The 15,101-nt window shown below is 46.8% G+C and carries 13 protein-coding genes; 8 read left to right on the plus strand and 5 right to left on the minus strand.

Annotated elements, in window-relative coordinates; translation table 11 throughout:
- Positions 1–8: 8 nt before the first annotated feature.
- The 5 genes from mnmE to rpmH form a co-directional block, all read right to left on the minus strand.
- Positions 9–1,385, minus strand: coding sequence for a tRNA uridine-5-carboxymethylaminomethyl(34) synthesis GTPase MnmE (gene mnmE / locus HOP45_RS17930; RefSeq protein ID WP_181350762.1), 1,377 nt, complete (start codon positions 1,383–1,385; stop codon positions 9–11).
- A 237-nt stretch (positions 1,386–1,622) separates the two neighbouring features.
- Positions 1,623–2,243 carry an RNA-binding cell elongation regulator Jag/EloR gene (jag, locus tag HOP45_RS17935; protein WP_181350763.1) on the minus strand — a complete coding sequence of 207 codons (621 nt, stop codon included), beginning with the start codon at positions 2,241–2,243 and terminating at the stop codon, positions 1,623–1,625.
- Positions 2,240–3,004 carry a YidC family membrane integrase SpoIIIJ gene (gene spoIIIJ, locus HOP45_RS17940; RefSeq protein WP_181350764.1) on the minus strand — a complete coding sequence of 255 codons (765 nt, stop codon included), beginning with the start codon at positions 3,002–3,004 and terminating at the stop codon, positions 2,240–2,242. The genes jag and spoIIIJ overlap by 4 nt, the downstream gene beginning before the upstream one ends.
- Positions 3,005–3,091: 87 nt before the next feature.
- Entirely contained in the window at positions 3,092–3,445 is a 354-nt protein-coding gene (gene rnpA, locus HOP45_RS17945) for a ribonuclease P protein component (RefSeq protein WP_181350765.1), read from the minus strand.
- A gap of 98 nt (positions 3,446–3,543) precedes the next feature.
- On the minus strand, positions 3,544–3,678 hold the full coding sequence (rpmH, locus tag HOP45_RS17950) for a 50S ribosomal protein L34 (RefSeq protein WP_018933824.1): 135 nt from the start codon (positions 3,676–3,678) through the stop codon (positions 3,544–3,546).
- Positions 3,679–4,347: 669 nt separating this feature from the next.
- Between rpmH and dnaA the strand changes: the two genes are divergently transcribed.
- The 8 genes from dnaA (at position 4,348) to HOP45_RS17990 (ending at position 14,832) form a co-directional block, all read left to right on the plus strand.
- The gene (dnaA, locus tag HOP45_RS17955) at positions 4,348–5,703 is read left to right on the plus strand and encodes a chromosomal replication initiator protein DnaA (RefSeq protein ID WP_181350766.1); all 1,356 of its coding nucleotides are present in this window, start codon (positions 4,348–4,350) and stop codon (positions 5,701–5,703) included.
- Positions 5,704–5,876: 173 nt separating this feature from the next.
- Complete coding sequence (gene dnaN, locus HOP45_RS17960; RefSeq protein ID WP_181350767.1) at positions 5,877–7,019, plus strand: DNA polymerase III subunit beta; 1,143 nt, start codon at positions 5,877–5,879, stop codon at positions 7,017–7,019.
- A 379-nt stretch (positions 7,020–7,398) separates the two neighbouring features.
- Positions 7,399–7,620: a S4 domain-containing protein YaaA gene (gene yaaA, locus HOP45_RS17965; protein ID WP_181350768.1), complete on the plus strand. Its 222-nt coding sequence runs from the start codon at positions 7,399–7,401 to the stop codon at positions 7,618–7,620.
- A 26-nt stretch (positions 7,621–7,646) separates the two neighbouring features.
- Positions 7,647–8,765 (plus strand): DNA replication/repair protein RecF, encoded by a 1,119-nt coding sequence (gene recF, locus HOP45_RS17970; protein WP_181350769.1) that lies wholly within the window; start codon positions 7,647–7,649, stop codon positions 8,763–8,765.
- 9 nt (positions 8,766–8,774) lie between these two features.
- Positions 8,775–9,065, plus strand: a complete 291-nt coding sequence (gene remB / locus HOP45_RS17975; RefSeq protein ID WP_181350770.1) for an extracellular matrix regulator RemB — start codon at positions 8,775–8,777, stop codon at positions 9,063–9,065.
- Between the two features lie 63 nt (positions 9,066–9,128).
- Entirely contained in the window at positions 9,129–11,033 is a 1,905-nt protein-coding gene (gene gyrB, locus HOP45_RS17980; protein ID WP_181350827.1) for a DNA topoisomerase (ATP-hydrolyzing) subunit B, read from the plus strand.
- A gap of 82 nt (positions 11,034–11,115) precedes the next feature.
- Positions 11,116–13,641, plus strand: coding sequence for a DNA gyrase subunit A (gene gyrA, locus HOP45_RS17985; protein ID WP_181350771.1), 2,526 nt, complete (start codon positions 11,116–11,118; stop codon positions 13,639–13,641).
- A gap of 96 nt (positions 13,642–13,737) precedes the next feature.
- Complete coding sequence (locus tag HOP45_RS17990; protein WP_181350772.1) at positions 13,738–14,832, plus strand: HD-GYP domain-containing protein; 1,095 nt, start codon at positions 13,738–13,740, stop codon at positions 14,830–14,832.
- Positions 14,833–15,101: the final 269 nt, after the last annotated feature.

Consider the following 15,101-nt stretch of genomic DNA (forward strand, 5'->3'; position numbering starts at 1 on the left):
TTATATCATTATTTCCCTAAGCAGAACTGAGAAAAGAGTTGATCAATCAGACTTTCATGAACGGCATCCCCGATGATTTCACCGAGCAGCTCCCATGCGCGGGTCACATCGATTTGCACGAGGTCGATCGGCATATCCATCTCCATCCCATGCAACGCGTCTTCTAATGCCTGCTGGGTCTGTTTCAGCAATTGGACGTGGCGGACGTTGGATACGTAAGTCATATCCCCCGTATCAATCTCTCCTTCAAAGAAAGTGTTGGAGATCGCTGTCTCCAGTTCATCTATGCCTTCTTCATGAAGGAGCGCCGTCGTGATCACGGGATGCTCGGGAACGAGGTCTCTCAACCGCTCCAAATCAAGCTTTTGATCAAGGTCGGTCTTGTTCACGATGATGATGATGTTCATATCCCGGACAGCTTCGATGAGCGCCTCATCATCTTCATTCAAGTCCTCCCCATAATTTAACACAAGCAGGATTAAATCAGCTTCCTGCAGCACTTGGCGGGAGCGTTCGACCCCGATGCGCTCCACGATATCCTCTGTTTCGCGGATGCCGGCTGTATCGATCAACCGCAATGGAACGCCGCGCACATTGACATATTCTTCGATGGTATCACGGGTGGTTCCTGGTACTTCGGTTACGATCGCCTTATTCTCATGGACGAGGGCGTTCATCAAGGATGACTTGCCCACGTTTGGCCGTCCGATAATAGCCGTACCGAGACCCTCGCGCAGAATTTTTCCTTGTTTCGCCGTGGCTAACAACCGGTCGACTTCTTGATGAACGTCTCTCGTTTTTTGCGCCATGATGCTATGAGACATTTCCTCGACATCGTCATACTCCGGGTAATCGATGTTCACTTCCACATGCGCCAGGGTTTCGAGCAGCTGCTGCCGTAAATCTTGAATTAACCGCGACAACCGCCCGTCCATTTGCTTTAACGCGACATTCATCGCCCGGTCGGTTTTGGCTCGGATTAAATCCATCACGGCTTCAGCTTGAGACAGATCAATGCGGCCATTTAAAAACGCGCGTTTCGTAAATTCACCCGGTTCAGCCAATCGTGCTCCTTTAGCAAGCATTATTTCCAATATGCGATTAACCGATACCATGCCGCCGTGGCAGTTCACCTCTACAACATCTTCGCGGGTGAACGTCTTAGGCGCTCGCATAACCGACACCATCACTTCTTCAGCTATTTCCAATGTTTCAGGATCAATGATTTTGCCATAATGCATCGTATGGGTATCCACACGTTGTAAATCCTTGCCTTGAAAAAGACTGTCCACAATCGAGACAGCTTCTTCCCCGCTCAAGCGAACGATGGCAATCGCCCCTTCTCCTATCGGTGTGGAGATAGCGGTTATCGTATCCGTTTCCATCAGGAATCACCCCCTCTATATCATAAAAAAAGTTATCCACAATTTGGATTATATCATTATAGTCACTAACTTAATAGGTTACCACATAGCCGGATGTATTGAAAAGAATTGAACATTATTTTTCCACACGCGCGGGGAAGTATGTGTTATCCACATGTGGAAAACTGATGAGGCCACTTTCATTTTTGCCATAAAAAAACTGCCTCTCATTAGGAAAGGCAGTGAAATGGACTGTATTTATTTGGCCGGTTTGATCACGACAGAGCGTTTCGGTTCATGGCCGTCTGAAAAAGTCTCCACCTGGCGAGATGATTGCAAAGCCGTATGGATGATTTTACGTTCATAGGACGGCATCGGCTCAAGTTTAACATTTTGTTTCGTCCGACTTGCTTTCTCCGCCAGCCGGCTTGCCAAATTTTCCAGCGTTTCTTTTCGTCTCGCCCGATAGTTTTCAGCATCGAGAATCACGGTGTAAAACCGATCCGTTTCCCGGTTCATGGTCAATTGCGTCAAATACTGCAGGGCATTCAACGTTTGCCCCCGTTTTCCGATCAATAAAGCAATCTTGTTTCCGGTCAGCTCCATATGGACATCACGATCATTCACGTCAGTCGTAATCTCAACAGGAGCTCCCATCTGCTCGGCTACTTCTTTGATGAATGTTTCAGCATCCTGCACTGGATTTCTAGCAAGCGTTGCTTTGACTATCGCCGGTTTTGCGCCGAACATGCCAAAGAATCCCTTCTTACCTTCATCAACGACTTCAATTTCCACTTGGTCTCTTGATGTTTGCAATTCCTCTAGTGCTGATTGGACCGCTTCTTCAACATTTTCGCCCGTAGCAGTGATTTGCTTCACTTTTCATTTCCTCCCGTTTCTGCTTTTTCCATCATCGGCTTACGAATAAAGATGGTTTGAGCAATCATAACGAAGTTACCGACAACCCAGTACAACGCGAGTGCTGATGGGAAAAAGAAGGCAAATGTACCAATCATCAGCGGCATGATGTACATCATCATTTGCATTTGTGGGTTTTGAGCTGCCGCCCCACCGGCCATCATGAGCTTTTGCTGCAGGAAGGTTGTTCCGGCAGTCAAGATAGCTAGGAAGGGATCCGGAGACCCGAGTTCCAACCATAAGAAATTATGTGTTTTGATTTCAGCTGTCCGCATGATCGCATGATAAAAACCGATCAGAATCGGCATTTGCACGATAATCGGTAAACACCCTGCGAGCGGGTTTACCCCGTTTTTCTGAAACAGCTGCATCGTTTCCTGCTGCAGTTTTTGCTGCGTTTGCGCATCTTTTGAGCTGTATTTTTCTCTCAGCTCTTTTAACTCTGGCTGTATATCTTGCATCGCTTTTGAACTTTTCAATTGTTTAACGTTCAATGGTAATAAAAGCACACGAATGATAATGGTGACAATGATGATCGCCAGGCCGTAGCTTTCCCCCGTGGCGTTAGCAAAGAATTCTATCGTTTGTGAAAGTGGATAAACCACATATTCATTCCAAAAACCTGTACTATCTTCCGTTATATCCTGGTTTACTTGCATACACCCGGATAACAATGTAAGCACGCCGGTCATAGCCAGCAATGCTAGAATCTTGTTACGCAACGTCCTTCCTCCTTACTATATCTCTTTCCCACATCCAACTACCAAACATTGTAGCACTAGTTAATCTAAGAATTCTATAAAAAATCTCTAGACCCTGCGGCCTTTTGAGAGTAATTTCGATTTGGACAACACATGCATCAAGCTTTTCTTGATTTGATGGAAATCCATATCCTTAGTCGGTCTCCTGGCAATAATGACATAATCGTAAGAAGGATGGATTTGTAGCTCAAGTTCATAAAAAGCTTGTCTTAAGTAACGTTTGATTTGATTCCGTGTCACTGCTTTCCCGATCCGTTTGCTTACTGATAACCCGATGCGAAAATGTGTCTGATCCTCTTTTTTCAAAAAATAAATGACAAGCTGCCGATTGGCGAACGATCGGCCGTGCTTGAATACGTGTTGGAATTCATCATTCTTTTTGATCCGGTAAGCTTTCTTCATTAGGATCTTACCTCCACTTGACTGACCCCGGAGCAACCTCAAGGCTGCCTCAACTTTCTCTAAACTAGAAAAAAGACCACTGACTGAAACTCAGTGGCCTATGCAGATAACACTTTTCTTCCTTTTTTGCGACGACGAGCAAGAACCTTGCGTCCGTTCTTTGTGCTCATGCGTGCGCGGAAACCATGTACCTTCTTACGCTTACGGTTATTTGGTTGAAATGTACGTTTCATTTATAGACACCTCCCTGAGGATTTTTGTTGGTTACACTAAAAGGCAGTCCAACTAATTATATAAAATCCTCTCCAGAAATGTCAATGTCTGATTTAAATGGCTCCTCTCCCCTCGTTATATAACAGTGTGTGTATTACAACAGATGACTGCCTTATTCGATGGTTCGGCAAAACGATCGTGTGGATAATTCACAGCGGTTGTGTATAATTAATATCGAGCACTTTCGACTGTCCACACCACCTATCGACAATCTACTCACAAAATCTAGTGATGTGGATAGGAATTGTCTACAACGTGTGGTGTCTGTGGATAAGTTTCGAAAAAGGTTTGCAACGCGTGGGTTTATTTGATATCATATTTGTGTTTTAACCCTGAATAACTATGTTCAGGAAAATATGTTTTCCACAGATTGTGGATAGCGTGTGGACATCTATTCACACCAATGTTTCTAACGTTATACACAAGGATGTGGACAATGCACACAAGTTTTCTATTAACCTATGAGATCAGATTTCATTTGTCCACAACATCCAGCTTGCTTTTCTGTGGTGCAATTATATACGATTCGACTACTTTCGCCTTTCGCTCCTTTTAAAACGTTCGTAAAAGTGAACAAAAGGCTTTTTTTGTTTTCCATTCCTATCGATGCTATGAAAGGGGTGAATGTCTTGGAAAACATAACCGAGCTATGGGATAACACCTTGGAGAAGATTAAAGAAAAAATCAGCAAACCGAGCTTTGAAACGTGGCTTAAAGCGACGAAGGCTCATTCGCTCAACGATAATACGTTGACGATCACCGCGCCGAATGAGTTTGCCCGGGACTGGCTTGAGAACCAATATGAAGGGATGATCGTTGAAACGCTCTATGAGGTCACCGGCGCTGAGCTGAACACGCGCTTTATCATCCCGGAGAATAAGGAAGACTCGCTTGAGGATGTCAAACTCGCATCCAAAAAGATACCGGATGTAAAAAACAACGGCGGCGAAGAATCACCGCAAAGCATGCTGAACTCCAAGTACTCATTTGATACATTCGTCATCGGATCAGGCAACCGTTTTGCCCATGCTGCCTCGCTTGCCGTCGCTGAAGCACCGGCAAAAGCCTATAATCCGCTGTTCATCTATGGTGGTGTCGGCCTTGGCAAAACCCACTTGATGCATGCCATCGGCCATTATGTACTCGACCATAACCCGCAAGCCAAAGTCGTTTACTTATCATCTGAAAAATTCACGAACGAATTCATCAATTCGATTCGGGACAACAAAGCCGTCAATTTCCGCAATAAATATCGCAGCGTAGACGTGCTGTTAATCGATGATATTCAGTTTTTAGCTGGAAAAGAACAAACGCAAGAGGAATTCTTCCATACATTTAATACCCTGCATGAAGAAAGTAAACAAATCGTGATCTCGAGCGATCGGCCGCCTAAGGAGATTCCGACGCTAGAAGATCGCCTGCGCTCCCGCTTCGAATGGGGGTTGATTACCGATATCACCCCGCCAGACCTAGAAACACGGATCGCCATTTTGCGGAAAAAAGCTAAGGCTGAGGGGCTCGATATTCCGAACGAAGTCATGCTGTATATCGCCAACCAGATTGATACCAATATTCGCGAGCTAGAAGGCGCTTTGATCCGGGTTGTCGCCTATTCATCGCTCATCAACCGTGATATTAATGCCTCGCTGGCAGCCGAAGCCCTGAAGGACATCATCCCGAGCTCCAAGCCGCGGGTCATTACCATCCAGGCTATACAAGAGATGGTGGGAGAAAAATATAACGTCAAAATTGAAGATTTCCCCGCCAAGAAGCGGACGAAGACGATCGCATTTCCAAGACAGATCGCCATGTATCTATCGAGAGAAATGACCGATTACTCCCTTCCTAAAATCGGAGAAGAATTTGGGGGGCGTGATCATACGACGGTGATTCATGCGCATGAAAAAATTACGAATATGCTCGCTCAAGATCAACAACTTCATAAAGAACTCGAAGAATTACAAGAACAGTTGAAATCGAAGTAGCTGAATAGTGTGGATAACGGGACCACGTTTACACACAACCTGTCCACATGTGGGTAACCTGTTTGTATCTTGAGAAATGGCACTTATCCACATGTTAACAGCCCCTACTATTGTTATTACGGGTAATTATTAAATAAATATATAATATATGCGCGCATAGGAGGCGTTTATTCATGAAATTCACAATTCAACGTGAACAACTGATGGAAAGTGTGCAACACGTCATGAAAGCCATATCTTCTCGAACGACCATCCCGATTTTGACTGGCATGAAACTTGAAGCCACAGCAGAGGGTGTAAAATTGACAGGCAGTGATTCTGATATTTCAATTGAATCGTTCATTCCGGCTGAAGAAGATGGGATCGTCTATGTCGAAGGAATCGAGCCTGGCAGCATCGTCCTGCAAGCCAAGTATTTTCCAGACATTGTCCGGAAACTGCCGCAGAGCACCGTAGATATTGAAAGTGATAATCGTCTCAATATCACGATCCAATCCGGAAGTGCTGAGTTCCATTTGAACGGCCAGGATGCTGAAGAATACCCGCAACTTCCCCAGGTACATACGGATAACAGCTTTGAATTACCGATCGATTTGCTGAAAAGTTTAGTCCGCCAGACAGTTTTTGCTGTTTCTTCTTCCGAAACACGCCCGATTCTTACCGGGGTGAAAGTACAGCTTGACGAAGGCGAACTATCGTTTACAGCAACGGACAGCCACAGACTGGCATCACGAAAACTAAAGCTGGAAAATGGCAATGACCAGACATCCTTCTCGTCTGTGGTCATCCCCGGCAAAAGTTTGACCGAATTGAACAAGATATTAGCGGATACCGAAGATAATATCGAAATCAGCGTGACCGATAACCAAGTCTTGTTCCGGACGAAACATCTCTTCTTCCTTTCCCGCCTGTTAGAAGGGAATTATCCGGAAACGTCCCGGCTCATTCCGGAACAAAGCAAAACAGTCGTCACGATGGGAGCCAAGGAATTGCTGAATTCAGTGGACCGCGCTTCCCTGCTTGCCCGTGAAAACCGTAATAACGTAGTCCGTCTCGTCACAAAAGAAGGCAGAGAAATTGAAATCACCGGCAATTCGCCTGAAGTAGGAAATGTCGTGGAAGAAGTGGAAGCCGATTCTGTTGATGGGGAAGACTTGAAAATATCATTCAGTGCGAAATACATGATGGATGCCCTGAAGGCAGTCGATCATGATCAAGTGAAAGTGGAATTCACGGGAGCCATGCGTCCCTTCTTGATTCGTCCGATTGATGATGATCAGATTCTGCAGCTCATCCTTCCTGTCCGCACTTACTGATAGACACGGATGCGATCCTGTGGATAGCCTGTACAAAACTGAAAGAAACACAAAACTGCCGAACTGATTTTACGAAATCGTTCGGCAGTTTTTCTATCCATTACCACGCTGTCAAATCACTCCGCTTGCCACGGCCCCCCTCTTCTGTTCCAGGCAAGGCTCTGATGGGCTCCTCCTCAGTCAAAAAAGTTTTAACAAAAAAATCCAATTCCCTTTAAAGTTTCCCAAAAATTAAAACGGCGTCCAGCATTTACGATGATATGGGGGTTATTTTGAATACGTGACACAATTTAAGCATTTATGAGCGATTACTTTTCTTTATGGCGTTTCTTTAGTAAAATAGAAAGAAGGTCAATCCAGATATTTAGGGTGAAAAAAAATGAGCGAACCGATTGAAATTTCAACAGAGTATATTCAGCTGGGCCAATTCCTGAAACTGGCAAACGTCCTGGAAACAGGCGGGATGGCAAAATGGTTTCTGGCTGAATACGAGGTGTATGTTAACGGTGATTTAGAAAGCCGTCGTGGAAGGAAATTGTACCTGGGTGATGTTGTCGAAATACCTGAAGCTGGAACATTTGAGGTTGTACGTGAAGAGTGACCGAATGATTTGGAAAGGATACGCTCATGCATATCAGTGAACTCTCCCTGAGATCTTTTCGCAATTATAATGATTTATCGTTAACGTTTGATGATCAGATCAATGTCATCATAGGAGACAATGCCCAGGGGAAAACAAATCTCATGGAAGCGATCTACCTGCTGGCGTTTTCCAGATCTCACCGGACCCCCCGTGATAAAGAACTCATCCAATGGGACAAAGAGTATGCTAAAATAAAAGGGAGCATTATTAAGCGGAACCGGCGTTTCCCGTTGGAGATCATCATATCGAACAAAGGGAAGAAAGCGAAGTTGAACCATATCGAACAAAAACGGCTGAGTGACTACATCGGTGCCATGAATGTGGTCATGTTTGCACCTGAGGATCTTAATCTTGTCAAAGGGAGTCCTCAGGTGCGTCGTCGCTTTATCGATATGGAAATTGGTCAGGTCCAGCCTGCTTACGTCTACCATCTGGCGCAGTATCAGAAGGTGTTGAAGCAGCGGAATTCGCTTTTGAAAGATCTTCAGCGTAAACCTGAGGCCGACCGTACGATGCTGGCTGTATTAACGGACCAATTGATTGAACACGGTGCCCTCATTGTGGAACGGCGATTTCGGTTTTTACAGCTGCTTCGTAAGTGGGCGGCTCCGATTCATGAAGGAATCAGCCGACAGCTCGAAGCGCTCGAAATCACGTACGATGCCAGTGTGAAAGTATCAGAAGACATGGATTTGGAAACAATAGTTCCTATATACCAGGAAAAATTTACCGATATAGAAACGAAGGAAGTGGAACGCGGGACAACGTTGGCCGGTCCGCATCGGGACGACCTCATGTTCTTTGTGAACGGCAAGGACGTGCAGACGTATGGGTCCCAGGGACAGCAACGTACGACGGCTCTCTCACTGAAGTTGGCAGAAATCGAGCTGATTAAAAGTGAAGTCGGCGAGTACCCTATTCTGCTTCTGGATGATGTGCTCAGCGAGTTGGACGATTTCCGCCGTTCGCATTTGCTCCACACAATCCAGGGAAAAGTCCAGACGTTTGTATCCACTACAAGTGTTGAGGGCATCGAACACGAGGTCATCGACCAGGCCGGAATTTTTCGGGTCGATAACGGAACGATTGACATAGAGAAATGAGGTGACGAATTGTTCATTCATATTGGGGACGATCATGTAATCCAGTCTGAGGATGTCGTCGCAATAATCGATCATCAATTAATCTCATCTTCTTCGATTATCGAAGAAATGATATTTAATCAGCGAAAGAATAGAAAAGTCATAGAGTCGGAGGAAGAAGCAGCTAAGGCCATTGTGCTGACGCATGATTATATTTATTTCAGCCCCCTCTCCGTCTATACACTGAAAAAACGCGCTAACATGAGAACAACATTGAACAAGCTTGAGGATTTCACGGAGACAGGCGAATCGGAACTTTAGACGGCTGGCCATTGTGAAAAACCACTTGAAGGAATGTAGGTGAATACCGTGAGTGATGAAGTAATGACAGATCAAAGCTATGATGAGAAACAGATACAGGTACTAGAGGGCCTTGAAGCGGTAAGAAAACGCCCCGGCATGTACATCGGCTCAACCAACGAAAGAGGGCTGCACCACTTGGTGTGGGAAATCGTTGACAACAGTATCGATGAAGCGATGGCCGGGTACTGTGATCACATTCAAGTCACCATCGAAGAAGATAACAGCATTACCGTAATGGACAACGGACGCGGCATCCCGACCGGCATCCAGGAAAAAACCGGGCGTCCGGCTGTAGAGGTCATCATGACCGTGCTTCATGCTGGAGGGAAATTCGGCGGCGGCGGTTACAAAGTGTCCGGTGGTTTGCACGGAGTCGGCGCCTCAGTCGTCAATGCCCTATCTGATAATCTTGAAGTTCATGTTCATCGGGATGGAAAAATCCATTACCAACAATTCAGCCGCGGCATTCCGAAAGAAGATTTGAAGGTGATCGGCGAGACGGAGATTTCCGGAACCCGGATTCATTTCAAGCCGGACCCTGAGATCTTCCAGGAGACCGAGGAATATGTGTATGAAACGCTCGCCCATAGACTGCGTGAGCTTGCCTTTCTCAATAAAGGGTTAACGATCACCATTGAGGATAAACGTTCAGAAGAGGAAGCCCAGTCCTTTTATTATGAAGGCGGGATCGTCTCGTACGTCGAGCATATGAACCGCACCCGGGAAGTGCTCCATGAGCCGTTTTATGTAGAAGCGGAAGAAGAGAATATCTCGATTGAGATCGCTCTGCAGTACAATGATGGGTTTGTGAGCAATATATACTCGTTTGCTAACAACATTCATACCTATGAAGGCGGTACCCATGAATCGGGATTCAAAACCGGGCTTACCCGCGTTATCAACGATTATGCGCGGCGGAACAACATGTTTAAAGAAGCGGACCCTAACTTGAGTGGGGATGACGTGCGAGAAGGCTTGACGGTCATCGTGTCGATCAAGCACCCTGATCCGCAGTTTGAAGGTCAAACGAAGACTAAACTCGGAAACAGTGAAGCGCGTACGATTACGGATGCGCTATTTTCTGAGAATTTCTCCAAATTCTTATTTGAAAATCCGAACATGGCCCGCATTATCGTAGAAAAAGGATTGATGGCTTCCCGCGCCCGGATGGCAGCTAAGAAGGCGCGTGAACTTACCCGTCGTAAAAACGCGCTGGAAGTATCCAATTTACCTGGTAAACTAGCGGACTGTTCTTCGAAAGACGCCAACGTATCTGAGATTTATATCGTCGAAGGGGACTCAGCCGGCGGGTCAGCCAAACAAGGGCGTGACCGTCATTTTCAAGCGATTTTGCCGTTGCGCGGAAAAATCATCAACGTGGAGAAAGCCCGCTTGGATAAGATTCTTTCCAATAATGAAGTTCGTGCGATTATTACGGCGCTCGGTACAGGCATTGGGGAAGAATTTGATATTTCCAAAGCCCGTTACCATAAAGTCGTCATCATGACGGATGCCGATGTGGACGGCGCGCACATTCGAACTCTATTATTAACCTTTTTCTATCGCTATATGCGTCCGTTGATTGAATACGGCTATATTTATATCGCCCAGCCACCGTTGTATAAAATTCAGCAAGGCAAAGCGGCTTATTACACTTACAGCGATCAACAGATGGAAAAGATGATCGAGGATCTCCCGAACTCTCCGAAGCCAGGCGTCCAGCGCTATAAAGGTCTTGGTGAAATGAACCCGGACCAGCTTTGGGAAACAACAATGGATCCTGAGACACGGACATTGCTTCAGGTTAACCTGGAGGATGCGATCAGTGCTGATGAAGTCTTTGATGTGCTTATGGGGGACAAAGTTGAGCCGCGTCGAAACTTTATCCAGGAAAATGCCCAGTATGTGAAAAACTTGGACGTATAAAGTGAACTGAACAAGACATGGAAGCAGGCTGTCCTGCTAACGGTGGCCTCTTCCATCCTTATTTGTGATTGGAGGTTATGTTATGGTTGATCAACCCGAGCGTCCGCGCGTGCAAGAAGTCAATATCAATCAGGAAATGCGCACATCCTTTCTCGATTATGCGATGAGTGTCATCGTGGCGAGGGCGCTGCCTGATGTCCGTGATGGCTTGAAGCCCGTGCATCGCCGTATTCTCTATGCCATGCACGACTTAGGGATGCATTCGGATAAAGCGCACAAAAAATCGGCGCGTATCGTCGGTGAAGTAATCGGTAAGTATCACCCTCACGGAGACTCTGCTGTTTATGAAACCATGGTCCGTATGGCCCAGGATTTCAGCTATCGTTACATGCTTGTCGATGGCCACGGTAACTTCGGGTCTGTTGACGGGGATGCTGCGGCCGCCATGCGTTATACGGAAGCGCGCATGTCAAAGATATCGATGGAAATTCTTCGCGATATTAACAAAGATACCATTGATTACGCCGATAACTATGATGGAACGGAAAAAGAACCGCTTGTACTTCCCGCACGATTCCCGAACTTGCTCGTAAACGGGGGAGCCGGAATTGCTGTCGGCATGGCGACCAATATCCCCCCTCATCAACTGGGGGAAGTGATTGATGGCGTGCTGGCGGTCAGCCGCAACCCGGATATTACGATTCAGGAATTGATGGAAGACTATATTTATGGACCCGACTTCCCTACTCATGGGCAAATTCTCGGACTAAGCGGCATTCGAAAAGCTTATGAAACCGGGAAAGGTTCGATTACCGTAAGAGCCAAGGTTAATATTGAGGAGCAGGAAAACGGGAAAGCGACCATCATCGTAACCGAACTGCCTTATCAAGTGAACAAAGCACGACTCGTGGAAAAAATCGCTGACCTTGCCCGTGACAAGAAAATTGACGGGATCGTGGACTTGCGTGACGAGTCCGACCGGAATGGCTTGCGCGTCGTCATCGAATTACGCCGTGATGTCAATCCGAACGTGCTGTTGAACAATCTTTATAAACAGACAGCGCTACAGACATCCTTTGGGATTAATATGCTGGCGCTGGTCGATGGTCATCCTCAGGTGCTCAACTTGAAACAGTGCCTCGAGTATTATTTGGAGCACCAAAAAGTCGTTATCAGACGCCGGACCGAATACGAGTTGAGAAAAGCTGAAGCACGGGCTCATATTTTAGAAGGGCTGCGTGTGGCGCTTGATCATTTGGATGCGGTCATCACGCTTATCCGGGAATCCCAGACGACCGACATCGCACGGGAAGGATTAATGACCACGTATGATTTATCCGAAAAGCAGGCTCAGGCGATTTTGGATATGCGTCTTCAGCGCCTCACCGGACTCGAACGGGAGAAAATTGAAGACGAATATAACGAACTGATCCAGCTGATCGCTGAATTGAAAGCCATCCTGGCTGACGATGAAAAAGTGCTTGAAATCATTCGCGAGGAGTTATTAGAACTGAAAGAACGATACAATGACGAGCGTCGGACAGAGATATTAGTCGGTGGCACGGATTTCATCGAGGATGAAGACCTCATCCCGAGAGAGACCATCATCGTCACCCTCACCCATCAGGGCTATATCAAACGGCTTCCGGCTACGACCTACCGCACCCAGCGGCGAGGCGGCCGCGGAGTCCAGGGCATGGGTACACATGAGGAAGACTTTGTGGAACATCTGCTGTCAACGTCGACCCATAACACGCTGCTTTTCTTTTCAAACAAAGGGAAGGTTTATAAAGCAAAAGGGTATGAAGTGCCCGAGTTCAGCCGGACAGCAAAAGGCATTCCGATCATTAACATGCTGGAAATTGAGCAGGATGAATGGATCAATGCCGTCATTTCGGTCGAGGACTTCGTCGACGATTGGTATTTCTTCTTTACGACCCGTAAAGGAATTTCCAAACGCACGTCTCTCTCCCAATTTGCCAATATCCGCCGCGGCGGCTTAATTGCGTTGAATCTGCGGGAAGACGATGAGTTGATTTCTGTCCGCCTTACGGACGGGAAGCAGGATATGATGATCGGAACGCGAGACGGGCTTCTGATCCGCTTTGATGAAGACCAAGTCCGTAAAATGGGACGAACGGCTGCCGGTGTTAAAGGCATCACGTTACGCGGTGATGACGAAGTGGTCTCGATGGAAATCATTGATGATTCCATGGAAGTGTTGACGGTGACCAACAAAGGCTTCGGAAAACGGACGCCGGCCAAAGACTATCGCCTCACGAACCGGGGCGGTAAAGGGATCTTGACTTGCCATCTAACCGAGAAAAATGGCCGCGTCATCTCGACGAAAGCTGTCTCCGGCAAAGAAGATGTCATGATCATCACAGCTGCAGGCGTCTTGATCCGCATGCCGGTCGAAGCCATTTCGGCCACAGGACGAAACACACAAGGTGTCCGCCTGATCCGTTTACAGAATGAGGAAAAAGTGGCCACCGTTGCGGTGATTGAGAACGAGGAAGACTTAGAAGAAGCAGAGGTAACGGAAACAATTGAGCATGCTGGTGATACCGACGATATAGAACCAGACACACCACAAGATGAAGAATAGACTGCATGTTGTAAAGTCGCCTGCCTGAGGGCAGAGCGGCTTTACGTATATGCAGAATCATTGCAAGCGATTAAAACATACAGGTGGTGGATAATAATGCGCTTACACCCATCAGAACTGGTTCCGGGATGCATCGTCACGAAAGATGTCCTCGGGCAGACCAATCGGCCGATTATTTCAAAGAATACGGTCCTGAAAGACATCCACATCAACGTCTTACATAATTTTATGATCAATGAAGTCGAAGTCTCTTCAACGCTGGCAACAGGATCATCTTATACGCGGCCAAAGCGGCAGGAAGCGACTGAACCGGTACCTTCAGAAGAAGAGGAGGAAGACGCGCTCGATCCGTTTTCAGAACGTTATCTGAAAGCAGTCCAGCAGTATAATAAATGGTTTCAAAACTGGCAAAACGGGGCCCCCATCGTGATTCATGAGGTAAGAAGGGTGATGGTCCCATTGCTTGAAGAAGCGGTCCATTCAAAGCGTGGGATGTTTATGCTGCATCACTATGCGACTGAGGAAGATTATCCTTCCCATCACAGCGTCGCAACCGGCTTGATTTCCGCGTTTCTCGGCTATCAAATGAATCTCAGTGAAGGGGAATGGATTCAGCTCGGTTTAGCCGGCGTTTTAAGCGATGCTGGCATGGCCCGTATCGGCTCTTCCCCGCTCCATAAAAAAGGAGCCTTGACCGCCCGAGAGTATGAAGAGGTAAAAAAGCATCCCACTTACTCTTATCGCATGGTTGAAGAGATTTCTTCGCTCAACAACGGGGCCAAACTGGGTATTTTACAGCATCATGAACGCCTTGACGGCAGCGGTTATCCGCTTGGTATGTCAGGGGAGAAACTGCATTTATTCAGTCGTATTATCGCGGCGGCGGATATGTACCATGCCATGACGTCAGAACGCATTTACCGTGCTAAGCAATCGCCTTTTAAGGTGTTGGAGCAGGTGCTGCAGGAACAATTCGGCCGTTTCGACCCTAAAGTCATCCAGGTTTTCGTTAAAGGAATGACCGATTATGCGACTGGTACCAAGGTGCGCTTGTCTAATCACCAGGAGGGTGAGATCGTCTTCATTGATTCCTCCTACCCAACACGTCCGATGATCAAGCTCCATCATTCTGGTGACATCATCCATATGAACGACTACCCTAAACTTTATATTGAAGAGATTTTGGACTGACATACGGTAGCCCGAGTAGCACTTGACTAATTACACCCTGGGCACAAAGAATAAGGCAGTCCTAAGTCAAGTGCAGGTTCGTTACGGGAGTAGGAATTGGGGTGGCTTTGAAACAACTCGCTTTCCTGCGGGGTCTTGCCGTGCTCCTTTTCCCGCGGGAGTCTCGCCGTTTCAAAGCCACCCCATCACATATGGAATCAACGAACCTCTCCTAGAACGCATGCATTAACCATATTAGGCCGCTATGCCATACTCATATTAGAACAGTC

It is taken from the genome of Thalassobacillus sp. CUG 92003 (genome assembly GCF_013618635.1).
Lineage (GTDB): Bacteria > Bacillota > Bacilli > Bacillales > Halobacillaceae > CUG-92003.